Below are 21,276 nucleotides of genomic sequence, written 5' to 3'. Positions count from 1 at the left end.
TACAGCCCGCATCATGCCCGACCAGCAAGGAGCTTGCATGTCCTCTTCCAGGATCGACGCCCTCACCCAGTGGGCAGCGCAGCATCATGGCCTCGCGCCCGCGCATATTCAATTGGCACCGGCGGGCGGCGACGCCAGTTTTCGGCGCTATTTTCGCCTCACGCTCCCCGATGGCAGCACACGCATCGTCATGGACGCGCCGCCCGCCCAAGAGGACTCGGCGCCTTTCGTGGCCATCGGCAAACGCTGGCATGCCGCCGGGCTAGCGGTCCCCTGCATCTATGCCAGCGACCTCGACGAAGGATTCCTGCTGCTGGAGGATCTGGGCGATACCCCGCTTCAGGACACCTTCACGGACCCTGACAGCACCCGTCAGCGCCACCTGGAAGCCATGGCGCTGATCGCTCAGTTGCAGAATCGCGCCGACCCTGCGGCGCTACCCGCCTACGATGAGGCGCTGCTGGGGCGTGAACTCGACCTGTTCCCCGAATGGTGCCTGGAACGTTGGCTAGGGCTGGCCGCCCCCGAGTCGTGGCCCGCGCTGCGTCAGGCGTTGATCCATAGCGCGCTGGCACAGCCCGTGGTCAGCGTACATCGGGACTTCGATGCCATGAACCTCATGTGCCAGGATCAGCAACTGACGATGATCGACTTTCAGGATGCCGTGGCTGGCCCGCTCAGCTACGACCTGATCTCGCTGCTGCGGGGGCGTTACTGTCGTTTCAGCGCCAGCCAGTTTGCCGAGCTGGTATCGCTATTCTACCAGCAGGCTCGCCAGGAGGGGCGACTGCCCCGCACTACCTCGGAAGCGGAATTTCTGGCCCAGTGCCATGCCATGGCGGCCCAGCGTTCGCTCAAGGTACTGGGCATCTTCTGCCGATTGACGCTACGCGACGCCAAGCAGGGCTACCTGGCCCGCCTACCCCACTTCCTCGCTCACCTGGAAGACAGCCTGGCAGCCCTGCCTGCCCATCAGGGGTTTGCCGAGTGGGTCAGCAGCGAGCTGCGCCCCGCCATCATGCAGCGCCTGGCGGAGCAGAGCACATGAAGGCCATGATCCTGGCTGCAGGCCTTGGCAAGCGCATGCGCCCGCTTACCGACCACTGCCCCAAGCCGCTGCTGCCCGTCGCGGGCAAGCCGTTGATCGTGCATCACATCGAACGCCTGCGGCAGGCGGGCATTCATGAGTTGGTCATCAATGTCAGCTATCGTGCCGAGCAGATCATGGCCGCCCTTGGCGACGGCAGCGCCCATCAGGTATCCATCCAGTGGAGCCACGAGCCATCTCCGCTGGAAACCGGCGGCGGTATTCGCCAGGCACTGCCGCTGTTGGGAGAATCTCCTTTTCTGTTGATCAACGGGGATGTGTGGTGCGACTACCTGCCGGATGCTGCCGCGCTGGCCGCCGAGGATCTGGCGCATCTGGTGCTGGTGGACAACCCGGTGCAACACCCTGACGGCGACTTCGCGCTGCATCAGGGCCGGGTGGCGAGCGCTGGAGCGCCACGCCTGACCTTTGCGGGCATCAGCCTGCTGCGCCCCGCTCTGGTGGCCAGCGAGCCGCCAGGGGCGTTTGCCCTGGCGCCGCTGCTGCGTCAGGCCATGGCCGAAGGGCGTGTCTCGGGCGAGCATTTCGCTGGCCACTGGGTAGACGTGGGTACGCCAGAGCGTCTGGCGGTGCTGGAACGACACCTTGCCTGACGGGTTTGCGATAGAGGACGTGCAGGCGACATGGAGAGAAGCCGTGCGTCTGCGCCTGGAAATGTTATGCTGCGCGACCTACCTTTCGTCGCCAGCATGAGGAGAGCAACGTGAAAGCACGGGTAACATGGACCGATGGACGCCAGTTCGTGGCGGAATCTGGCAGCGGGCACAGCGTTGTGATCGACGGCCCGCCTGACCACGGTGGCCGAAATACGGGGCCTCGCCCAATGGAAATGCTGCTGATGGGCATGGGCAGCTGTACCGCTTTTGATATTCTCAACATTCTCGACAAGGCACGGGCAGAGGTCACCGACTGCGTGGCCGAGCTGGATGCCGAGCGCGCCGATGAAGTCCCCGCCGTCTTCACCAAGATCCACGTCCACTTCGTGGTCACTGGTCGCAGCCTGAAAGAGAAGCAGGTCCAGCGTGCCGTGGAGCTGTCGGCCGAGAAGTACTGCAGCGCCTCGATCATGCTGGTCAAAGGCGGTGTCGACATCACTCACTCCTATGAGATCCGCGAAGCTTGAGCCGTCATGGGTCGGCTGGCCACGCGGGTGACGCTGCAGCATCAAAAAAAATGGCGTGGCTGGATGCAAGCCACGCCCTGGGCGGGCATAATACGCCCGCTTGTTTTTCCCTTTACTGCGTAGTGCGGGGTCGTCTTCACGGCGGCTGCGTTAGCACGGTGACAAGTGTTTATCGGTTCCGGCGCTGGCTCGTCGGGGTGTCCTCATCTGCCATAGGGAGGTTCGGAAGTGTCAGATAATCTCCGACTCCACGGGTTCAACAACCTGACCAGCTCTTTGAGCTTCAATATTTACGACATCTGTTACGCCAAAACCGAAGAGCAGCGTGCGGCTTATATCGACTATATCGATGAGCTTTACAACGCCGAACGTTTGACGCAGATCCTGAAAGACGTCACCAACATCATTGGCGCTCATGTACTGAACATCTCGCGTCAGGATTATGAGCCCCATGGCGCGAGTGTGACCATTCTGATTGCCGAGCACGAGCTGGATGACCCGACGCCAGGGCAAACCGAGCCAGGACCTGGCCCGCTGCCGGAAACGGTCGTGGCCCACCTGGACAAAAGCCATGTGACGGTACACAGCTACCCCGAGTCGCACCCCGACAACGGCATCAGCACCTTCCGTCTGGATATCGATGTATCCACCTGTGGGCATATCAGCCCATTGAAAGCGCTGAACTACCTGATCCACAGCTTCGACTCCGACATCGTCACCATGGACTACCGCGTGCGCGGTTTCACCCGTGACGTCGATGGCAAGAAGCTGTTCATCGATCACGACATCACCTCGATTCAGGACTATCTGGCAGAAGATACCAAGCAGGCCTACCAGATGATCGATGTGAACGTGTATCAGGAAAACATGTTCCACACCAAGATGCTGCTCAAGGACTTCGAGCTGGACAACTACCTGTTCGGCACGTCGCGCCGCGACATCACCTTCGAAGAAGCCCGCGATATCGAAGGCCGTCTGCGCAAAGAGATGCTGGAAATCTTCTACTCGCGCAATCTCGACTGAGGTTGCGGGCAAAAGATTCCTTCAGCACAACGCAAAGCCGCCCTTTCGGGCGGCTTTTTTCATGCTCGTTCAGTGCGCCAACCCCAGGCCGCGCTAGTAAAACCCGGCGTCGCCTTCAGGGCGCGTCTTGAAGCGCCGGTGCAGCCACAAGTACTGCTCGGGGTGCTTGCGAATGGCCCGTTCGATGAATTCGTTCACTCGGGTGGCATCGGCCACTTCGTCGCCGCTGGGGAAGCCTTCGAAGGCGGGCAGACATTCGATGGTGTAGGTACGGTTGTCCGGGTTGCGGTGAAACATCAGCGGTACCACCGGCGCTCCGGTCATGCGGGCGATCTTGGCCGTGAGGCGAATGGTGGCCGCCTGCTGCCCAAACAGCGGAGCGAAGACGCTGACATCGCGACCGAAATCCTGGTCCGGGGAGTACCATACGATATGCCCCGCCTTGATCCGCCGCACCACGCCACGCAGGTCGTGACGGTCGATGGCCTGGCCGAAAATGCGCGAGCGTGCCCGGGTCATGAAGCGTTCGAACAGCGGGTTGTTATGGGGGCGATAGACCACGTCCGCCGGGAAAAACAGCGAGTGCAGCGCGCCACCCAGATCCAGCGTCGAGAAGTGAATACCGACCACCAGCACGCCCTTGCCCTGAGCTTTGGCATGGGCCAGGTGCTCCTGGCCATGATAGGCCACGCGATGACGCAGGCCTTCGGCATCGCGACACCAGCCGGTGGCGGTTTCCACCAGCCCGATACCGTTGGCAATGAAGGTTTCCTTGACCAGCTGGCGCTGCTGCTCGGCGCTTTTCTCGGGAAAGCAGAGCGCCAGATTGGTGGCCGTGATGTGCCGCCGACGCTTGGCAAGCCGCCACGCCAGCAGGCCTATCATCTTGCCTACCCAAAGCTTGACCCGCCAGGGTAACCAGGCCGCCACGTACATGGCACCAATGGCCAGCCAGGTAGGCCAGTAGCGGGGGTGCGCAAAGGAGCGCGGATAAGATTTCGACATACGAATAACCGTTTAGACGTTGGCACCATGGTACTGCCGAGGCGCTCTGGGCAGCACGCCGGTCAGCAAGGTATAGCTGATGGTATCGCAGTGGCGGGCCACTTCGTCCACCGACAGCACGCTGCCCTGGGTAGCGCGCCCCCACAGCACGACTTCGCTACCGATGGCGGCGTCGGGCACCTCGGTGACATCCACCGTGAGCATGTCCATGGAGACTTTACCGGCGATGGGGCAGCGCTGGCCGTTGACCAGTACCGGCGTGCCATCCACGGCATGGCGATCATAGCCATCCCCATACCCTGCGGCGACGACGGCAATTTTCGAGGGGCGTGGGGCCTTCCAGCGTCCGCTGTAGCCCACTGGTTCGCCGACGGCCAGCTCACGCAGGGCGATGATTTCCGAGCGCAGCGTCATCACCGGGCGCAGCTGGCGGGTCAGCTCGCTGGCCACTTCCAGGGGGTCACTGCCATACAGCATGATACCCGGCCGATTCCAGTCGCCATGGGCGACTGGCCGAGCCAGGGTGGCAGGTGAATTGGCCAGGCAAAGCGGTGCTTTCAGCGTTGCCGCCAGGGCCTGCAAGACGCCCATCTGGTGTTCGAAGTAGCTGGCATCCTGGGCATCGGCGTTGGCGAAGTGGCTCATCAGATGCAGTGCCGTAACCTGTGGGGCACTGTGCAGACGCTGCCATACCGCAGTCGCCTCCTGAGGAGAGAACCCCAGCCGGTGCATGCCGGAATCGACCTTCAACCAGACGGGAATCGGCCGCTGCGGGGCATAGGCCAAAAGCGCCTCTACCTGCCAATGGCTGTGCACGCTGATCCACAGGCCATGATGGTCGACCAGCGCCAGCTCGTCAGCGGTAAAGATACCTTCCAACAGGATGATGGGGGCCTTGATGCCGCCTTCACGCAGGCTCAGTGCTTCTTCGATACAGGCCACCGCAAACGCAGGCACCTCGGCTTCCAGGGCGTTGGCACAGGCCAGCGCACCGTGGCCATAGGCATCGGCCTTGATGACGGCGACCGAGCGGCTCTGAGGCGCGCAGCGGCAGGCCAGCTGGTAATTGTGACGCAGCGCGTCCAGGTCAATATGGGCCACTAACGGGCGCATGGCTATCTCACTTATCAGAGCGCTCGTACGACAGCGCGGTGCTGATAATCCGCACGGCTAGCGAACGGATATGGGTTTAGCGGGCGTTACCCGATTGCCAGACAGGCTGGCTATCAAAAACAGCGCACCGAGTGAAATGCTCGGTGCGCTGTAGACTAGCATGTCGAACGTGCTGGCCGGGCCAAGTGGCTTCGACGAGGCTACGCCTCGAAAATCGAATCCAGAGAAAGCCCCTGTTTTTCCAGCGAGCGTCGCAACTTCTTTAACGCTTCTACCTGGATCTGACGAACACGCTCGCGGGTCAGACCGATTTCGGCACCCACTTCCTCCAGCGTGGCGGCTTCATGCCCACGCAGGCCAAAGCGACGCACCACCACCTCGCGCTGTTTCTCGCTGAGCTCGTCCAGCCAGTGGTCGACATGCTCGCGCACGTCTCCATCCACCAGGCATGCTTCCGGACCCAGCACATCATCGTCGGTGAGGGTATCGATGAGTGGCTTGTCGCTCTCGCCGCCCATTGGGTAGTCCACCGAGGAAACACGTTCGTTGAGCCCCAGCATCTTCTTGACGGTCTCGACCGGCTTGTCGAGATGCTCGGCAATCTCTTCTGCGGTGGCTTCGTGGTCGAGCTTCTGGGTCAACTCACGGGCGGCACGCAGATAGATGTTCAGCTCCTTGACCACATGAATCGGCAGACGAATGGTGCGCGTCTGGTTCATCAAAGCGCGTTCGATGGTTTGCCGAATCCACCAGGTGGCATAAGTGGAGAAGCGAAAACCCCGCTCGGGGTCGAACTTTTCCACCGCGCGGATCAGCCCGAGGTTGCCCTCTTCGATCAAATCCAGCAGCGTCAAACCTCGATTCAAATAGCGTCGGGCAATCTTGACCACCAACCGCAGGTTGGACTCGATCATCCGCGAGCGCCCCAAGGCATCACCCTTGCGCGCCAGACGTCCGTAATAGACCTCTTCTTCCGGCGTCAATAGCGGCGAAAAGCCGATTTCATTGAGGTAGATCTGGGTAGCATCCAGACTCTGAGTGGATTGGCGATCGTCTCGACCAAGCGCTTTCTCGAACTCTTCCTCCTCAGCCGTGGCATCGTCATCAGCCTCGTCCAGCGCCTCCTCAACCTCGTCGAGGTCGATCTCCTGTAGGTCCTTCTCCAGCATACTCATGGTCATACCCCCGTTGTCTCGCCTATCCGCCATTCGAAAAAGTCAGGGTGGTCGCACTTCCTGTGCGCGTGCACCTTATTGTTATATGACGCCTTAGTTAGCTGTCCGGGTTACCTTGATCGAGCTAATACGTTACCTTCAGAGCATGATGCCTAGCGAGCTGGCAAATAGTCGAGCGGATTCTGTGGCTGGCCATCGCGGCGCACCTCAAAATGCAGCTTGACGCTATCGGCGTCGCTATCGCCCATGGTGGCAATGACCTCACCCGCCTCGACGACATCATTCTCTTTGACACTCAAACTGTCGTTGTGTGCATAGGCGCTGAGATATTGATCGTTGTGCTTCAACAATATCAGGTTACCGTAGCCGCGCACACCGCTGCCCGCGTACACCACGATGCCAGGTCCTGCTGCTCGCACAGGTTGCCCCTTTTGCCCCGCGATATCAATCCCGGCGGTGATACTGCCGCCTTGGCCAAACTCGCCGGTCACTCGACCATCGGTGGGCCAGCGCCAGTCGACGTTATCGACAGGCGTGAAGGTGCGCGACGAACGATCCTGGCGAGCGGCCTGGGCGGGTTGTGCCGCAGGCGTTGGCTCTGGCGTCGCTGCGGGCGCAGGCTCTGGAGCCGGTTCGGGCTCGGGCTCGACGGCAGGTGCCGAGGGCGGCTCAGCAGCGACCGACTCGGGCGGCTCTGGCGAGGCAGGCGGGGGCGTATTGGCAGCCACCTGCTGCGCGGCTTCCACGGCGCGGGGTTCGGCCGTCAAGCGCTGGTTACGCTCGATGGCGCTCTCATCGGGCAGCAGCCAGTCCAGCTCCTGCTCGTTACTGGCAACGGCCGTGGCCTGGGGCTGCAGCCCGGTGGCCACTACGCCACGGGAAGCCGTGGCAGGCGCCTGGCTGGGTGCCGTGCTGGCACCCGCGCCTTCGCGCAGGGCGATGGTCTGCCCCGGCTGAATCTGATAAGGCGGGCTGATGTTGTTCAAGGCCGCCAACTGGCGGTAATCCAGGTTGTGCTGCCAAGCAATACCGTACAGAGTATCGCCTGCCTTGACGGTGTACTGAGGGGTATTTTCAACCACGCGACGGGCTTCACTCAAATCGCGTACCTGTGGCGCACCCTGCTGTTGGTTGGCACAGCCGCTGATCGCCAGCGCCAACACCGACACGATAAAAACCTTACGCATGCAATCCCTACTCCTTTTCAATGCCGTGCGCTCACACTCGATGATTCGATTCCCGCTCAATGGCTCGGGGTTGTTGAGCGTGAGGAATGCGTCACTGCGCGACGATTCAATAATACGACCAGCAGTGCTCCAAAGACCATCAACGATACGACACCAGCGACCTGCGCGGACTCGCCGGTCAGCACGGCGTAGTCGCTGGGTAACAGATAGCGATAGGCCAGCGGTATCATTTGTCCATCCGAGCCCAGCTGGTAGCGTAACAGCTCGCGCCAGGGCCAGAGAACCGGCAACGAACCGACGATGAACCCCAGCAACAGCTGCAAGGTTGCCCCATGATAGCGTTTCAATAGCCATGACAGTAGCCGTGAGGACAGGGCAAGTCCCAGCAGGCAACCCATGCCGAACAGGATGATGATACCCAGATCGAAGCTGCGAATCGCGCCCATGATGGTGCCGTAGAGGCCCATGGTGAGCAATAGAAAACTCCCCGACACGCCCGGCAGCAGCATGGCGCTGATGGCGATGGCGCCTGCGACCACCACGACCATCGCTTCATTACCGATCATCAACACCAGGGGCATCATGCCCGGCAGCAGTTGAGCCAGCAGCAACCCCAGAGTGAGCGGCAGCAGATAGGCTATTTTCCAGCGCTCCCCCGCCTGCCCGACGACCAGCCCCGAGGCCGCCACCAGCCCGAAAAAGAAGCCTTGCAGCAGCAGTGGATGGGCCTCCATGAGCCACAGCGCCAAGTGCGCGACGCTGAACAGGCTGATGGCGACACCGGCCAGCAAAGGCATCAGGAAGGCCAGATTGAGGTGGACATAAAGCCCACGCAGCCCACCGCGCCGCCAGGCCCCCAGGGCGCTGGGGCCAAATTGCTTGATGGTGTTGATCAGTTCTTCATAGATACCGGTAATGAACGCAATGGTGCCACCGGACACCCCGGGAACGGCATCGGCGGCTCCCATGCCAGCGCCTTTGAAAAACAGTCCTATCGTTCGACGCTTCAATCCACGACTCCTTGCAACAGGGGAACAAAGCGCACGGGTTCGAGCCGGCGCTTTTCAAATGCACAGCCAATGCGCTTGACCTGAGTCAGCCACTGGCTGCCGTCGGACTCTTCCAGCGGCGCAATCAATACGCCTTCTGGCGTCAACTGCTCGAGCAGTACCTGAGGCAGCGTTTGCGCACAGGCAGTGAGCAAAATCACATCGAAAGGGGCGGCTTCCGGCCACCCTTCGCCCCCATCGGCCACGGCCAGCGTCGCCGGGGCATCCAGCCGCCATAGTCGTTCGGCGGCACGCTCGTGCAGCGCGTGGATGCGCTCGACGGAGTAAAGGGTGTCGACCAGGCGAGACAGAATCAGCGTTTGATAGCCAGAGCCCGTCCCGACTTCCAGAACACGCCGGGGCGATGCCTTCAAGACCAGCTCGGTCATGCGCGCCACGGTCAAAGGCTGCGACAGGGTCTGCCCAAAACCAATCGGCAGCGCGGTGTCTTCATAGGCACGGTGTGCCAGCGCTTCGTCCACGAACAAATGACGTGGCTCACGGGCCATCACCTCCAGCACCCGCGCATCATGCACGCCCTGCTGCTGCAGGCGTTCGATCATGCGATCTCGGGTGCGCTGAGAGGTCATGCCACGACCTCTCAACTCGCCGGGGGATAGATCAGGCAAAGGCATCCAACCAGTCCTGTACATCGCGGCGCGCCGGATGGCGCGTCAGGTCAGTTTGCAACGGGGTGATCGAGACATAGCCCGCCTCGACCGCCGCAAAATCGGTATCCTCGCCATCATCGGCGTTGGCCGCCACGGGGGCAATCCAGTAGCGCGTGCGACCACGGGGGTCTTGTACCGGAACGGGCTTCTCGGCAGGACCACGATACCCCAAGCGGGTCACCTTGAAGCCTTTGATGGCTTCCCAGGGCAGATCAGGTACGTTGACGTTGAGCAGCGTACGCGGCGGCAACGAAAGGCGGTCGGCGGCCCCCACCAGGCTGGCCGCCACGTGAGCGGCCGTAGCGAAGTGCTGGGTGCCGCACAGCGACATGGCGATGGCCGTCATGCCCAGGTTACGGCCCTCCATGGCGGCGGCTACCGTCCCGGAGTAGAGCACGTCATCGCCCAGGTTGCTGCCATGATTGATGCCGGAGATGACCAGGTCTGGCCGTTCGTCCCACAGCCCGTTCACGCCCAGATAGACGCAGTCGGCCGGGGTGCCATCGACGCTATAGAAACCGCTGTCCAGTGGGGTCAGCGACAGCGGCCGAGACAGTGTCAGCGAATTGCTGGCCCCGCTACGATCGCGGTCAGGGGCAACCACGCGCAGGTGCGCATGGGCCGTGAGCGCATCATGCAGCGCCTTCAGGCCGGGGGCGTGAACGCCATCGTCATTGGAAAGCAGCAGTCGCCGCATGTCGGTCTCCTTACACGTGCATCAGGCGGTGTCGGGGTGGTCGATCAACTCGCCGATCACCGCCGTGGCAAAGCTGCCTCGCGGCAGGGCAAACGAGAGTAGCACAGCGTTGTCTTCATGGGTGATGCTGGGCGATATCAGGCAGGCGCGCAGGGCCCGCTGGGCTCGCTTGACGCCACTTTTTTCAAGCCCTTCACACAGCGCTGGATGCCGCTGTCGAAGCAGAGTTTCATACTTCGCCGCCGCCCCCTGCGCCAATTCACCAACGCCCCACAACACCCCGGTGGGATGAAGGTCCATCGCGGCGGCCCGCTCGATCAGCGCCTCATCCACTGATTCGACGGCAAACACGCTCTGGGTGCCTTCCAGCATCAGCGTGTCGCCTGCCAACGGGCAGCACCAACTGCCCTCCTGCAAGCGCACGCTGAGCAGTTCGTTGAACAGAAAGCTGCGGGCGGTGGAGAGCATCATGCCCTGGCGGTCATCGCGTTTGCGCCAGCCCTTGGCCAGCACCGCCTGGGCTCGCTGCAAGTTGCGGGCACCCGCGCCAAAGCGCTGATGGCCAAAATAGTTGGGTACGCCGTGACGGCACAGTGCTTCCCAACGCGCGGTAAAGTCTTCCCGCTGCACGGCGTCGCCACTGAGCCGCAGTTGAAAATGGTTGGTGCGGTGCACGCCGCGCTTCAGCTTGCGCGGGTGGCGCGCCTGCTCCAGCACCTGAATGCCCAGCTCGGCCAGGGCACCTGCCAGCCCTTCAGGCGCTTGGCGCCCCGGCAGATGTACGCTGAGCCACTGCCGCGTGACGGCGACCCGGTCTTTCATTCCTGAGTAGCCGATGTCGCGCTGTCCCACGCTGCATAGTCGGCTGAGCTGTCTGACCACCTCCAGCGTGGTCAGGTTGCGCTTCTCCACCCGCAGCCAGAGATGCTCGCCCTGCCCTTCGGGGATGAAGTCGAGCTGCTCGTCGACCCGAAAATCTTCCGGCGCGGTGCGGTAGTGGCCTGGGGCGGGCGGGCCGAAATCGGCCGTCAGGCTGCGCTGCCAATCAGGAAGTTCAAGCATCCGCTGACGCTCGCGGGGTCAGCAGCACTACTGCCTCGGCGGCGATACCTTCACCCCGGCCGGTAAAGCCCAGCCGTTCGGTGGTGGTGGCCTTGACGTTCACCTGGCCCAGGGCGATTTCCAGATCCTGGGCAATGACGGTTCGCATGGCCTGGATATGAGGCGCCATTTTAGGGGCCTGCGCCATCAAAGTGGCATCTAGATTGCCCACCTCGTAGCCGGCATGGCGCACCAGCGACATGACGTGACGCAGCAAGCCACGGCTATCGGCGCCTTTCCAGGCGGGGTCGGTATCCGGGAAATGATGGCCGATATCGCCCAGCGCGCAGGCACCCAGCAGCGCATCGCTGATGGCATGCAGCAGCACATCACCATCGGAGTGCGCCACGAACCCCTGCTCGAAGGGCAGCGCGACGCCTCCAATCATAAGATGGTCGCCGGGTCCAAAGCGATGCACGTCAAATCCATGGCCAATTCGCATTAGGCGCTCCTGTTGCCGTTATCCGCCATCGACGCGGCGGTTTGTTGAGTGTGTAAGATGGCGCCCGCCAGCGCCAGATCGCCGGGGTGGGTCACTTTCAGGTTGTCGCGACGACCGTTGACCAGCCGCGGGGCCTCTCCCAATGCTTCGACGGCAGAGGCTTCGTCGGTGACCAGCGTACCGTGCTGTACAGCCTGCTCCAGGGCGCGCACCAGCAGCGCATAACGAAAGCCTTGCGGAGTCAGCGCATGCCACAGCCCGTCGCGGGGTTCGGTGCGCAGGCTGCACTGATCACCTCGGTCACGCTTCATGGTGTCGGCCACCGGCATGGCCAACAGCGCACCGGCCGAGTGGCTCTGGATGGCCGCATGCAGCGCCAGCAAGTCCTGCTGGGTGATACAGGGGCGCGCCACGTCATGCACCATGACGATGTCATCCGCACGAGCGGGAATGGCACGCAGCGCGTTGAGCACACTATGCATGCGCTCCTGGCCGCCATCGACCCGCTGCCAGCGCTTGAACGGTACGCTATGCGGGTCGAACCAGCCGTCGTCGCGATCGAGGCAAAGCACCAGATGGGCCTCGGGAAAGGCCTGGGCTAGCCTGGCCAGGGTATGGGCCAGGATCGGCTGCCCATCAAGCGACAAATACTGCTTGGGCCGATCAGCCCCCATGCGCTTGCCCTGCCCTGCGGCGGGCACCACCAGCCAGAGCGTTTCACTCATGGCTCACCGCCTTCGCGCTCACGCGGTGGAATGACTCCCGGCTGGGCGATCAACCCCGCATGAATCCCCAGCAGCTCGTTCTCGATGGCGACACCAGGCACCCAGAAAAATTGCTCGTCGGAACGCACCATGCCCATATCGCTGCGTGCACGCTCTTCGATGGCGGCCAGCCCGGTTTTCAAGTCCGTGACCTCGGCCGCCAATCGGGCGTTACGCTCGCGCAGGGGCTGATTGGCCGCTTCCTGTTCAGCCACACGCTCTTCGACCCGCTGAAGGTCGCGCCAGCCGCCGTTGCCCAGCCACAGTTGGTACTGCATCAGGCCAAGCACCGCCAGCAGTATCACCAAGAGCCATCTGTGCATGAGAGTGTTCCTGTATAAAAGCCAGAGCGGCGCGCATTATGCCATCAAGCCGCAGGGTCCTGCGACGCCAGAGGCGACTTATAGGGTAAAGACTGGCTGGCCGCCTGCCGATACGCCTGAACATGCTCGGCTTCCTGCTGGCAAAACTGCCCTACTCCGGCAGCCAACCCGGGGTGAACGATGTAGTGCAGCGAACGTACGCGCTGCGGGGCAAAGCCACGCACCAGTTTGTGCTCTCCCTGCGTGCCGGGGTCGAACAGCGTCAACCCGGCTTCCAGGCAGTATTCAATGCCTTGATAGTAGCAAGCTTCGAAGTGCAGGCAGTCAGCGACCACTTCGCTTCCCCAGTAACGGCCATAGAGGGTCGTGGCATCCTGAAAACAGAGCGCCGCTGCCACCGGGCGGTCTTCCAACCGGGCCTGGATCAGCACCAGCGACTCGGTCATGGTATGACGCAGGCGCTCGAAAAAGGCGTGATTCAAATACGGTGGGCGACCACGCTCATGGTAGGTAATGGTGTAGCAGCGGTAGAAGTGCGCCATGTCTGCGTCACTGATCTCACTGCCCACCAAACGCGTCAGGGTAATCCCCTGTTCGGCCACCAATCGGCGCTCACGTTTGATCATCTTGCGGCGCTTGGATGCCAGCGAGGCCAGAAAGCCTTCGAAATCCCCAAACCCCTGGTCATGCCACTGAAACTGTACGCCTTCACGAGTGATGAGCTGCGGCCACTGGCGTTGCCAGGCGCCCACCTCCTGCTCATGGGCAAACAGCAGATGCCAGCTGGAGAGCCCCAGGGATTCACACAGCTGCTCGATGCCCTGGGCCAGACAGGCGTATACCTCAGCAGCAGGTGCCTCCTCGGCGATCAGAGTGCGTGGCCCAGGCACGGGGGTAAACGGCACCGCACTCAGCGCCTTGGGGTAATACTGCCCCCCTGCCCGTTCCAGCGCGTCGGCCCAGCCCCAGTCGAACACGTACTCACCGTAGGAGTGGTATTTGCGATACAGAGGCAGCGCCCCGACGAGCTGCTGCCCTTGCCAGACGCACAGATGACTGGGCTGCCATCCCGTGGCAGCACTGACCGAGCCGCTTTGCTCCAGCGCCTGGAGAAACGCATGACGCATGAACGGCTGACCCGGCGCAGCCAATGCATCCCACTGGCTTGCCGAAACAGCCTCGATGGCAGGTAGAATGGTCAACGACAGAGAAGGCATGACAACTCCCAGGGCACGGGCAGACGCCGTGGATGGCTTACTTTACCATTAACGATGTGAACAATTGTCAATGTCTGGCGTCGAGGGTTTCCCCCTCTATAACCTGCCAGTATGGTCAATGTCGAACGATTCCAAGGAGTGGCCATGAAGCGTGATCTCACGACCCTACTGACCGCGCAGCGGGAAACCGCCGCCACTGCGCCCTACCCGACCCTCGCCATTCGGCGTGAGCGTCTGGCACGCTTGGCACTCATGACACGGCGCCATCAACGGGCGATCATCCAGGCGATTCAAGCGGATTTTGGTCAGCGCAGTGAAGTGGAAATTCGCCTGGCCGAGATCAGCTCGGTGCTGCACGCCATTCGCCACGCCCGCCTGCACTTGTGGCACTGGATGCGCCCGCAAGCCGCCACCATGCCTTGGCGACTGTGGCCAGCCCGTGCACGCATCTCGCCCCAGCCGCTGGGCGTGGTGGGTGTCATGTCCGCCTGGAACTACCCCTGGTGCCTGGCGCTGATGCCCACCGTGGATGCGCTGGCTGCGGGTAATACCGTGCTCCTCAAACCCAGCGAGCAGGCGCCGCATACCAGCGCGCTGCTGGCCAAGCTGGTGCCGCAATACTTTACCGATGACGAGTTCGTGGTGATCGAGGGAGGCGAGGACGTGGCCGCCGACTTCAGCGCGCTGCCGTTCGACCACCTGATCTTTACCGGTTCGAGCCGCGTGGGCCGCCTGGTCGCAGCCGCCGCTGCGACCAACTTGACCCCAGTGACGTTGGAGCTGGGCGGCAAGTCGCCTGCACTGGTCGCCAGCGACGTGGATATGGAGAGCGCTGCCGAGGCCATCGTGTTCGGCAAAGGATTCAACAACGGTCAAACCTGCCTGGCTCCCGATTATGTTCTTGTAGAAGCCAGCCGCCTGGAAGCGCTGATCAAGGCACTGGAGCGGGCCATACGCCAGCAGCGCCCCACCGCCAAGGAAGCCACCGGCCATGTCAGTGAACACTTCGCCACACGCAGTGAGCGCCTGATCGAGCAAGCGCGTGATCAAGGCTGCCGCGTGATCGATCACGGCTCGCATGCTCCCGCGCTGGTGATCGACCCCCATCAGGGGCTTCCTCTGATGCAAGAGGAGATCTTTGGCCGTGCCTTGCCGATCATCAGCGTACAGCACCAGAAGGACGCGCTGCGCTTCATCAACGCTCGCCCAGCGCCGCTGGTGCTCTATGCTTTTACCCATGACAAAGGATTGCAGCAGCTACTGCGTGAGGGCACTCGCTCGGGCGCGTTGGTGTTCAACGAAACATTGCTGCACCACGCCGTGCCTTCGCTTCCCTTCGGGGGGGTCGGTGAAAGCGGCATGGGGGCTTATCATGGCCGCCACGGCTTCGAGCGTTTCAGCCATATGCGGGGAGTGTTTTATCAAGCCAAACGCGCCAACAGCCGCTGGCTGCGACCGCCTTATCGCCGCTGGCTGCTGAAATTGCTCAGGCTCGGCTAAAGATTACAGGCCAACGCCCGATATTTATCTAATATGCTTTGATTGCATACGCTCACACACTCAGGAAATGCCATGCACGCGGCCGACTTACCAGACAATGAATCTCAGCGCCTGGCTGCCCTGCATGGGTTACACGTTCTCGACACTGCAGACGACGAAGGCTTTGCACGCCTGACGCAGCTGGCCTGCGAGCTGTTCGACGTACCCACGTCGCTGGTGTCGCTGGTCGACCGTGACCGGCAGTGGTTCAAGGCGCGTCAAGGGCTCGATGCCTGTGAAACCAACCGTGAAGTGTCGTTCTGCGCCCACGCCGTGGCGGCCGATGCACCGTTGGTGGTGGAAGATACTCACGAGGACGAGCGCTTTTTCGATAATCCGCTGGTCACCGGGGCTCCCCACATACGCTTTTATGCGGGCCACCCTCTCCGGCCTGCTCAAGGGATGGTCGTGGGCACGCTGTGCCTGATCGGCCCCGAGCCACGCCCATTTTCCGACCGTGACCGCCGGCTACTCGAACAGCTGGCAGGCCAGGTCGATGAGCTGCTGCGTCAGCATCAGATGCGCTACCACCTCTCCCAGACGAATCTGCGCTACCAGACACTGTTCAATGGTAGCGCCACGGGCATCGTACGCATCGACCGCACAGGCAAGGTGCTGAGCATCAACCCCTATGCGCTCAGCATGCTGGGCTACGCACACCATGAAGTGGTAGGCCATAACGTGGCCATGCTGACCCCGACTTCTTTCAGGCATCGGCATGACGGCTTCATTGCGCATTTTTTAGCGGGCGGTGACCCCAAGGTGATTGGCCGTGGCCGGGAAGTCGACGCACTGCACCAGCAGGGCCACACCGTACCGGTGCATCTCGCGGTCAATGCCATTGCCGATGAAAAGGGGGAAATCGTCGAGTTTCTGGGCATCCTGACCAACTTGACGGATGTGCATGCCGCCACCAAGCGCATGCACAAGGAGCAGAGCCTGCTCAAGGTGTTGCATCAGGGTATCACCGACTATCAGGCGCTGATGTCCGGCGAGCAGCTGTGGACGTTCCTGATGGAGGCACTGCGCGAGCTGACCGACAGTGACTACGCCCTGATCGGCGAAGTGCTCCCCACGGACACCACCAGTGCCTTGAAGATCCACGCCATCACCGATCTGTCCTGGAACGACGAGTCGCGCCACCTGATGGAAATGCTGCGCAGTGGCGACATGACCCTGACCAATCCGGACTCGCTGCTTGGGCGGGTGTACGCCCATGGCGAAACGGTCATCACCGATGACGTCTATGGGCACAACAAGCGGGGCGGCTTCCCTCCCGGTCACCCGCGGCTGGACAACTACCTGGGTGCGCCCATTTTCAGTGGCGACCAGTTGATTGGCATGTTCGCCATCGCCAACAGCAGACAACCGCTGGACCAGTCGCTACTCAACTGGCTGCAGCCCTTCACGGATACCTGTGCCCTGCTGATCAATCTTTATCGGCAAATGGCCGAACGCGAACAGGTCGCTCTGGATCTGGCCACGGCCCGTGACCAGGCTGAAAAAGCCAACCGAGCCAAGAGCGACTTCCTCTCTTCGATGAGCCATGAGCTGCGCACGCCACTGAATGCCATCATCGGCTTTGCCCAGTTGCTGGCCAAAGGTCGACGAGACCCGCTGAGCGAAAAGCAGCAGCGGCAGGTAGGCCAAATCGAGAAGAGTGGCCAGCACCTGCTGAGCCTGATCAATGAGGTGCTGGACCTGGCCAAGATCGAATCTGGGCACATGAGCCTGTCCATCGAGACCATTGCCCTCGATCGCTTGCTGGAAGATGCTGCCAGTACACTGGAAGCCAGCATCGAAGCCGCAGGCATTCACTTTCAGCGCCCGACCCTCGACTCGAGCTGGGTCGTGCAGGCAGATTACACCCGCACCAAACAGGTCCTGCTGAACCTGCTCTCCAATGCCATCAAATACAATCGCCCTCAGGGCAGTATCACCCTGGAGGTGGTGCCCCAGGCACCGATGCTGCGCGTCAGCGTGACCGATACCGGAAAAGGCATCCCTGCCGAACGTTTGGAAGAGTTGTTCGAACCCTTCAATCGGCTGGATGAGGAGCACGGCGTCATCGAAGGGACGGGCATCGGCCTGGCCATTACCCGTGAGCTGGTGGAGCGAATGGGGGGGGCCATTGGTGTGGACAGCCAACCCGAACGTGGCTCCACCTTCTGGTTTACCTTGCCCATGGCAGAAAAAAACACCGCCGAGCCTTCCTCGGCGGTGTCGGCAACGTTGGGAGACACTGCCTCACAGAGCAGCTACCGCCTGCTCTATATCGAGGATAACCCCACCAACCAGAAGCTCATGGAAGATATCGTGGACGACTACCCACACGTCCAGCTGCAAACCGTGTCCAGCGCCGAGCTGGGGCTTGAAATCATGCGCTACTCGCCGCCCGACCTGGTATTGATCGACATCAACCTGCCAGGCATGAGCGGTTATCGAGCGCTGGAGATCATTCGCCACGATGAGCAACTCAAGCATCTTCCCGTCATTGCCCTGTCGGCCAACGCCATGGAACGGGACATTGCCCGAGGCCTCGAGGCTGGCTTTGCCGACTACCTGACCAAGCCCATCGACCTCGACAAGCTCTCCGCGACCCTGAGCCACTATCTGGCTGTCGCCCCCGCCCACTCTCCAAGGATGGCCACATGACCCTGATGAGCAAGCGCTTACTCATCGTCGACGACAACAGCATCAACGTCGAGCTGCTGCTGGACCTGCTGGACGATCACGGTTTCGACCACGTGCAGGGAATCAGCGACCCTCGCCAGGTGCTGGGCCTGTGCCAACAGCAGTTGCCCGACCTGATCCTGCTGGATATTCGGATGCCCTACCTGGATGGCTATGGGGTCATGTCACAGCTGCAGGCGCACTTCGGGGCTCAGATGCCGCCAGTCATCGTACTGACCGCCCAGATCGATGACGAAACACGCCATAAAGCGCTGAGCATGGGGGTCCGTGATTTTCTCACCAAGCCCTTCAAGCATGACGAGGTGCTCCAGCGCATTCGCAACACGCTGGATGTGGAACACCGCTATCAGGTGCGCGACAAACAGGCCGAGACCCTCGAACAGATGGTGGCCAAACGCACCGAAGAGCTGGACCGCCAGTCGCGCACCGACCCCATTACTCAGTTGCCCAATCGGCGAGCACTGACCCAGACGCTGCAGGAAGCCGCCAAGGCAGGCGACGACACTGGCCTGCTGTTCATCGCTCTGGATCATCTCGACGATGTGGTACGCCTGCACGGCTACAGCGTTGCCGATCAGCTCATGGTGCATATCAGCCATCGGCTCCACGCCCAGCTATGTGAACGCTGCACCCTGGGCGTATGGGGCGGCAGTGAACTGCTGGTCATTGCCGATAGCAACGACCTCAAGGCCCTGCGCCAGCTGGCATCCAGGCTACTGAGCTGTTTCGATCAGGATCAGGCAGTGGGAGACCTGCTGCTGCCGCTCAATGCGCGCATTGGCATCAGTTGGGCGCAGGGCCCGTTCGACAGCGAACGGCTGGTGCACAAGGCTGCTCTGGCGCTACCCCAGTCAGGCTCGCTGCGCATTCAAAGCTACAACGAAACGCTGGAAACCCAGCAGCGCCACCGCCTGCACCTGCAGCAGGCCATTCGTGGGGCGACCCAGCGTGGCGAGATGTCGTTGGCTTTTCAACCCAAGCTGTCGCTGGCCACCCAGCGGGTGCTGGGCGCCGAAGCGCTGTTGCGCTGGCACCATCCCGAGTTGGGGCATGTCTCGCCTGGCGATTTCATTCCCCTGGCCGAGGCCAGTGGCGATATTCTGTCGATTGGCGAATGGGTGCTGGAAGAGGCCATGCGCCATATTGCCCAGTGGCGGCAGCAGGGCCTGCTGGACGATGACTTCCATATCGCCGTCAACGTGGCTGCGCGCCAATTGGCACGCAAGGATTTTGCCGAGGCGCTGCTGGCGCGACTCGCCCGGCACGGGATTCCGGCACGCTTTTTTGCGCTCGAAGTGACCGAGTCTGGCCTGCTCAGCGACCTGGATAACGCACGTATCCAGTTGGCCCAGTTGGCGGATGTGAATATTGCCGTGGCCATCGATGATTTTGGCACCGGCCACTCATCCCTCGCTTATGTGAAGACCCTGCCTTTCTCGACGCTGAAAATTGACCGGGCCTTCGTCATGGATCTGGAAAAGGACGCCGTGGATCGTCACCTGGCCTTGACCATCACCCAACTGGCCCATGCGGTGGGCTGTGACGTCGTCGCCGAGGGCATCGAAACGGCTGCCCAGGCCGACTATTTGCGCTCGATAGGTTGCGAAGCGGCGCAAGGGTATTACTATGCTCGTCCACTGCCTGCAGATGAGTTTTATCACTGGTGCAGCCAGTGGACGCCTCGTTTACCCTCAACGCCTGCCACGGAGTCAGTCAATGGCGCATGACCTGCTAGACCGCCTAAGGGAACGTCTCGAAGAGCTGAATCGTTCGGAGCGCAAGGTGGCGAACGTGATCCTCGACGACCCGGCAGCCGCCACCAGCCTGAGCATTGCCAGCCTCGCCCAGGCGGCCAGCGTCAGCGAGCCTACCGTGAACCGGTTTTGCCGCAACTTCGGCGCCAAGGGCTATCCCGATTTCAAGATCAAACTGGCGCAGAGCCTGGCCGGCGGAACGCCTTACGTGACTCGTGCCGTCGAGCCCGGCGATACGGCCACTCAGTACACGCACAAGATTTTCGGGGCTACCATTGCCGCCCTGGACGAAGCCCAGCGCGAGGTGGACATGGCCGCCGTCGAGCGCATGGTGGATTACCTGACCCAGGCCAAGCAGATTCACTTTTTTGGCTTAGGTGCCTCCGGCGCCGTGGCCCAGGATGCGCAGCACAAGTTCTTCCGCTTCAACTTGCCGGTCATGGCATATGTGGATGTGCTGATGCAACGCATGGTGGCTGCCGCCTGCCATACGGGCGATGTGGTGGTGATCATTTCCTACACGGGCCGCACGCGGGAACTGGTCGATATCGCCAAGGTAGCCCGCGAAGCAGGCGCCGTGGTGCTGGGGATTACCGCACCGGACTCTCCACTCTCACGGGAGTGCACCGCGACCCTGGAAGTCGCCACCCCCGAAGATACCGACCACTACATGCCCATGACCTCCCGAATGATTCAGCTCACCCTGATCGATGCGCTGGCCACGGGGGTCACCCTCAGGCGCGGCGAAGATTTCTTGCCGCACCTGAAGAAGATCAAGGACAGCCTGCGCGATACCCGCTTTCCGGCCGAAAAGCCCATCAAGTAACGTGGCGACTACGCATCTACCGCCGTGGTCACGGTAATCTCGACTTTCAACTCATCGGCAGGCATCGGTGCACACACGCAGGTGCGTGCCGGTGCATGGCCTTCCGGTACCCAGGCATCCCAAACCTCGTTCATGGCCGCAAAATCGCTGCCCTCCTTGAGGTAGATCGTCGCACTGAGCAACTGCTCGCGGCTGGAGCCGATCTCCTTCAATAGCGCATCCACCCGCGCCAGCATGCTCTCGGTCTGCTCCTTGATATCGCCATGGCGCGCCTCGGGGCCCGCCACCTGACCACACAGATACGCTACGCCACCATGGATCACGGCACGGCTCATGCGGGCTTTTGTATCATGACGCTGAATACTCATGGTTCAATCTCCTGTATCGATAAAAAAAAGCAGTGTAAACCGCCAGCAAGCCACTGCCTATGCCATATCGAACTGCCCGGTCATATCGAACAGCCCG

Annotated in this window: 21 protein-coding genes; 8 read left to right on the top strand and 13 right to left on the bottom strand. The window is 61.8% G+C overall.

All coding sequences use genetic code 11. The features are described from left to right. Positions 1–37: 37 nt before the first annotated feature. From FEU76_RS01490 to speD, 4 genes are all read left to right on the top strand, one after another. Complete coding sequence (locus FEU76_RS01490) at positions 38–1,048, top strand: aminoglycoside phosphotransferase family protein (RefSeq protein ID WP_144979778.1); 1,011 nt, start codon at positions 38–40, stop codon at positions 1,046–1,048. Beyond that, positions 1,045–1,701 (top strand): N-acetylmuramate alpha-1-phosphate uridylyltransferase MurU, encoded by a 657-nt coding sequence (gene murU / locus FEU76_RS01485; protein WP_144979775.1) that lies wholly within the window; start codon positions 1,045–1,047, stop codon positions 1,699–1,701. The genes FEU76_RS01490 and murU overlap by 4 nt, the downstream gene beginning before the upstream one ends. A 110-nt stretch (positions 1,702–1,811) precedes the next feature. After that, positions 1,812–2,231, top strand: coding sequence for an OsmC family protein (locus FEU76_RS01480; RefSeq protein WP_144979772.1), 420 nt, complete (start codon positions 1,812–1,814; stop codon positions 2,229–2,231). A 228-nt stretch (positions 2,232–2,459) separates the two neighbouring features. Next, positions 2,460–3,254: an adenosylmethionine decarboxylase gene (gene speD, locus FEU76_RS01475; RefSeq protein ID WP_016916304.1), complete on the top strand. Its 795-nt coding sequence runs from the start codon at positions 2,460–2,462 to the stop codon at positions 3,252–3,254. Positions 3,255–3,347: 93 nt separating this feature from the next. Here speD and lpxL read toward each other — a convergent pair whose 3' ends face one another. The 12 genes from lpxL to FEU76_RS01415 all read right to left on the bottom strand — a co-directional run bounded on the left by lpxL (position 3,348) and on the right by FEU76_RS01415 (position 13,998). Continuing rightward, on the bottom strand, positions 3,348–4,259 hold the full coding sequence (gene lpxL, locus FEU76_RS01470) for an LpxL/LpxP family Kdo(2)-lipid IV(A) lauroyl/palmitoleoyl acyltransferase (protein WP_039175592.1): 912 nt from the start codon (positions 4,257–4,259) through the stop codon (positions 3,348–3,350). Positions 4,260–4,271: 12 nt separating this feature from the next. Continuing rightward, positions 4,272–5,372: an alanine racemase gene (gene alr / locus FEU76_RS01465; RefSeq protein ID WP_144979769.1), complete on the bottom strand. Its 1,101-nt coding sequence runs from the start codon at positions 5,370–5,372 to the stop codon at positions 4,272–4,274. A gap of 200 nt (positions 5,373–5,572) precedes the next feature. Next, positions 5,573–6,547: an RNA polymerase sigma factor RpoS gene (rpoS, locus tag FEU76_RS01460; protein ID WP_039176022.1), complete on the bottom strand. Its 975-nt coding sequence runs from the start codon at positions 6,545–6,547 to the stop codon at positions 5,573–5,575. Positions 6,548–6,699: 152 nt separating this feature from the next. Then, positions 6,700–7,734 carry a peptidoglycan DD-metalloendopeptidase family protein gene (locus FEU76_RS01455; RefSeq protein WP_039175589.1) on the bottom strand — a complete coding sequence of 345 codons (1,035 nt, stop codon included), beginning with the start codon at positions 7,732–7,734 and terminating at the stop codon, positions 6,700–6,702. Between the two features lie 56 nt (positions 7,735–7,790). Beyond that, positions 7,791–8,702, bottom strand: coding sequence for a DUF368 domain-containing protein (locus FEU76_RS01450; protein WP_446718791.1), 912 nt, complete (start codon positions 8,700–8,702; stop codon positions 7,791–7,793). 38 nt (positions 8,703–8,740) lie between these two features. Next, on the bottom strand, positions 8,741–9,418 hold the full coding sequence (locus tag FEU76_RS01445; protein ID WP_039175586.1) for a protein-L-isoaspartate(D-aspartate) O-methyltransferase: 678 nt from the start codon (positions 9,416–9,418) through the stop codon (positions 8,741–8,743). Next, on the bottom strand, positions 9,405–10,151 hold the full coding sequence (surE, locus tag FEU76_RS01440; protein ID WP_144979766.1) for a 5'/3'-nucleotidase SurE: 747 nt from the start codon (positions 10,149–10,151) through the stop codon (positions 9,405–9,407). The genes FEU76_RS01445 and surE overlap by 14 nt, the downstream gene beginning before the upstream one ends. Positions 10,152–10,172: 21 nt before the next feature. Beyond that, positions 10,173–11,213 (bottom strand): tRNA pseudouridine(13) synthase TruD, encoded by a 1,041-nt coding sequence (truD, locus tag FEU76_RS01435; RefSeq protein ID WP_144979763.1) that lies wholly within the window; start codon positions 11,211–11,213, stop codon positions 10,173–10,175. Continuing rightward, positions 11,206–11,694: a 2-C-methyl-D-erythritol 2,4-cyclodiphosphate synthase gene (gene ispF, locus FEU76_RS01430; RefSeq protein ID WP_039175581.1), complete on the bottom strand. Its 489-nt coding sequence runs from the start codon at positions 11,692–11,694 to the stop codon at positions 11,206–11,208. Before ispF ends, truD begins: the two co-directional genes overlap by 8 nt. Further along, entirely contained in the window at positions 11,694–12,419 is a 726-nt protein-coding gene (gene ispD, locus FEU76_RS01425; RefSeq protein ID WP_144979760.1) for a 2-C-methyl-D-erythritol 4-phosphate cytidylyltransferase, read from the bottom strand. The genes ispF and ispD overlap by 1 nt, the downstream gene beginning before the upstream one ends. Beyond that, complete coding sequence (ftsB, locus tag FEU76_RS01420) at positions 12,416–12,781, bottom strand: cell division protein FtsB (RefSeq protein ID WP_016916293.1); 366 nt, start codon at positions 12,779–12,781, stop codon at positions 12,416–12,418. The genes ispD and ftsB overlap by 4 nt, the downstream gene beginning before the upstream one ends. Before the next feature lie 44 nt (positions 12,782–12,825). Further along, a complete protein-coding gene (locus FEU76_RS01415; RefSeq protein ID WP_144979758.1) occupies positions 12,826–13,998 on the bottom strand; it encodes a GNAT family N-acetyltransferase in 1,173 nt (390 codons plus the stop codon). Positions 13,999–14,142: 144 nt separating this feature from the next. Between FEU76_RS01415 and FEU76_RS01410 the strand changes: the two genes are divergently transcribed. The 4 genes from FEU76_RS01410 (at position 14,143) to FEU76_RS01395 (ending at position 20,811) form a co-directional block, all read left to right on the top strand. Further along, on the top strand, positions 14,143–15,498 hold the full coding sequence (locus FEU76_RS01410) for an aldehyde dehydrogenase family protein (protein WP_144979755.1): 1,356 nt from the start codon (positions 14,143–14,145) through the stop codon (positions 15,496–15,498). 72 nt (positions 15,499–15,570) lie between these two features. After that, complete coding sequence (locus FEU76_RS01405) at positions 15,571–18,192, top strand: GAF domain-containing protein (protein ID WP_144979752.1); 2,622 nt, start codon at positions 15,571–15,573, stop codon at positions 18,190–18,192. Beyond that, positions 18,189–19,958 (top strand): EAL domain-containing response regulator, encoded by a 1,770-nt coding sequence (locus tag FEU76_RS01400; protein ID WP_039175575.1) that lies wholly within the window; start codon positions 18,189–18,191, stop codon positions 19,956–19,958. Before FEU76_RS01405 ends, FEU76_RS01400 begins: the two co-directional genes overlap by 4 nt. After that, positions 19,948–20,811 carry a MurR/RpiR family transcriptional regulator gene (locus tag FEU76_RS01395; protein ID WP_039175574.1) on the top strand — a complete coding sequence of 288 codons (864 nt, stop codon included), beginning with the start codon at positions 19,948–19,950 and terminating at the stop codon, positions 20,809–20,811. Before FEU76_RS01400 ends, FEU76_RS01395 begins: the two co-directional genes overlap by 11 nt. A gap of 8 nt (positions 20,812–20,819) precedes the next feature. Here the strand turns inward: FEU76_RS01395 and FEU76_RS01390 are convergent, their stop codons facing one another. Further along, complete coding sequence (locus FEU76_RS01390) at positions 20,820–21,179, bottom strand: RidA family protein (protein ID WP_039175573.1); 360 nt, start codon at positions 21,177–21,179, stop codon at positions 20,820–20,822. Between the last annotated feature and the right edge of the window lie 97 nt (positions 21,180–21,276).

Source organism: Halomonas sp. C22, assembly GCF_007655045.1.
GTDB classification, from domain to species: Bacteria; Pseudomonadota; Gammaproteobacteria; order Pseudomonadales; family Halomonadaceae; genus Vreelandella; species Vreelandella hamiltonii.
The sequence above is the reverse complement of the archived record's forward strand: the minus strand, read 5'-3'. Positions and strand labels throughout refer to the sequence as shown.

Bases quoted from the DNA above. Each gene is read 5' to 3' on its own strand.
- FEU76_RS01490 (WP_144979778.1), top strand. From the start codon at position 38: ATGTCCTCTTCCAGGATCGACGCCCTCACCCAGTGGGCAGCGCAGCAT.
- murU (WP_144979775.1), top strand. From the start codon at position 1,045: ATGAAGGCCATGATCCTGGCTGCAGGCCTTGGCAAGCGCATGCGCCCG.
- lpxL (WP_039175592.1), bottom strand. From the start codon at position 4,259: ATGTCGAAATCTTATCCGCGCTCCTTTGCGCACCCCCGCTACTGGCCT.
- alr (WP_144979769.1), bottom strand. From the start codon at position 5,372: ATGCGCCCGTTAGTGGCCCATATTGACCTGGACGCGCTGCGTCACAAT.
- rpoS (WP_039176022.1), bottom strand. From the start codon at position 6,547: ATGAGTATGCTGGAGAAGGACCTACAGGAGATCGACCTCGACGAGGTT.
- FEU76_RS01455 (WP_039175589.1), bottom strand. From the start codon at position 7,734: ATGCGTAAGGTTTTTATCGTGTCGGTGTTGGCGCTGGCGATCAGCGGC.
- FEU76_RS01450 (WP_446718791.1), bottom strand. From the start codon at position 8,702: ATGGGAGCCGCCGATGCCGTTCCCGGGGTGTCCGGTGGCACCATTGCG.
- FEU76_RS01445 (WP_039175586.1), bottom strand. From the start codon at position 9,418: ATGCCTTTGCCTGATCTATCCCCCGGCGAGTTGAGAGGTCGTGGCATG.
- surE (WP_144979766.1), bottom strand. From the start codon at position 10,151: ATGCGGCGACTGCTGCTTTCCAATGACGATGGCGTTCACGCCCCCGGC.
- truD (WP_144979763.1), bottom strand. From the start codon at position 11,213: ATGCTTGAACTTCCTGATTGGCAGCGCAGCCTGACGGCCGATTTCGGC.
- ispF (WP_039175581.1), bottom strand. From the start codon at position 11,694: ATGCGAATTGGCCATGGATTTGACGTGCATCGCTTTGGACCCGGCGAC.
- ispD (WP_144979760.1), bottom strand. From the start codon at position 12,419: ATGAGTGAAACGCTCTGGCTGGTGGTGCCCGCCGCAGGGCAGGGCAAG.
- ftsB (WP_016916293.1), bottom strand. From the start codon at position 12,781: ATGCACAGATGGCTCTTGGTGATACTGCTGGCGGTGCTTGGCCTGATG.
- FEU76_RS01415 (WP_144979758.1), bottom strand. From the start codon at position 13,998: ATGCCTTCTCTGTCGTTGACCATTCTACCTGCCATCGAGGCTGTTTCG.
- FEU76_RS01410 (WP_144979755.1), top strand. From the start codon at position 14,143: ATGAAGCGTGATCTCACGACCCTACTGACCGCGCAGCGGGAAACCGCC.
- FEU76_RS01405 (WP_144979752.1), top strand. From the start codon at position 15,571: ATGCACGCGGCCGACTTACCAGACAATGAATCTCAGCGCCTGGCTGCC.
- FEU76_RS01400 (WP_039175575.1), top strand. From the start codon at position 18,189: ATGACCCTGATGAGCAAGCGCTTACTCATCGTCGACGACAACAGCATC.
- FEU76_RS01395 (WP_039175574.1), top strand. From the start codon at position 19,948: ATGGCGCATGACCTGCTAGACCGCCTAAGGGAACGTCTCGAAGAGCTG.
- FEU76_RS01390 (WP_039175573.1), bottom strand. From the start codon at position 21,179: ATGAGTATTCAGCGTCATGATACAAAAGCCCGCATGAGCCGTGCCGTG.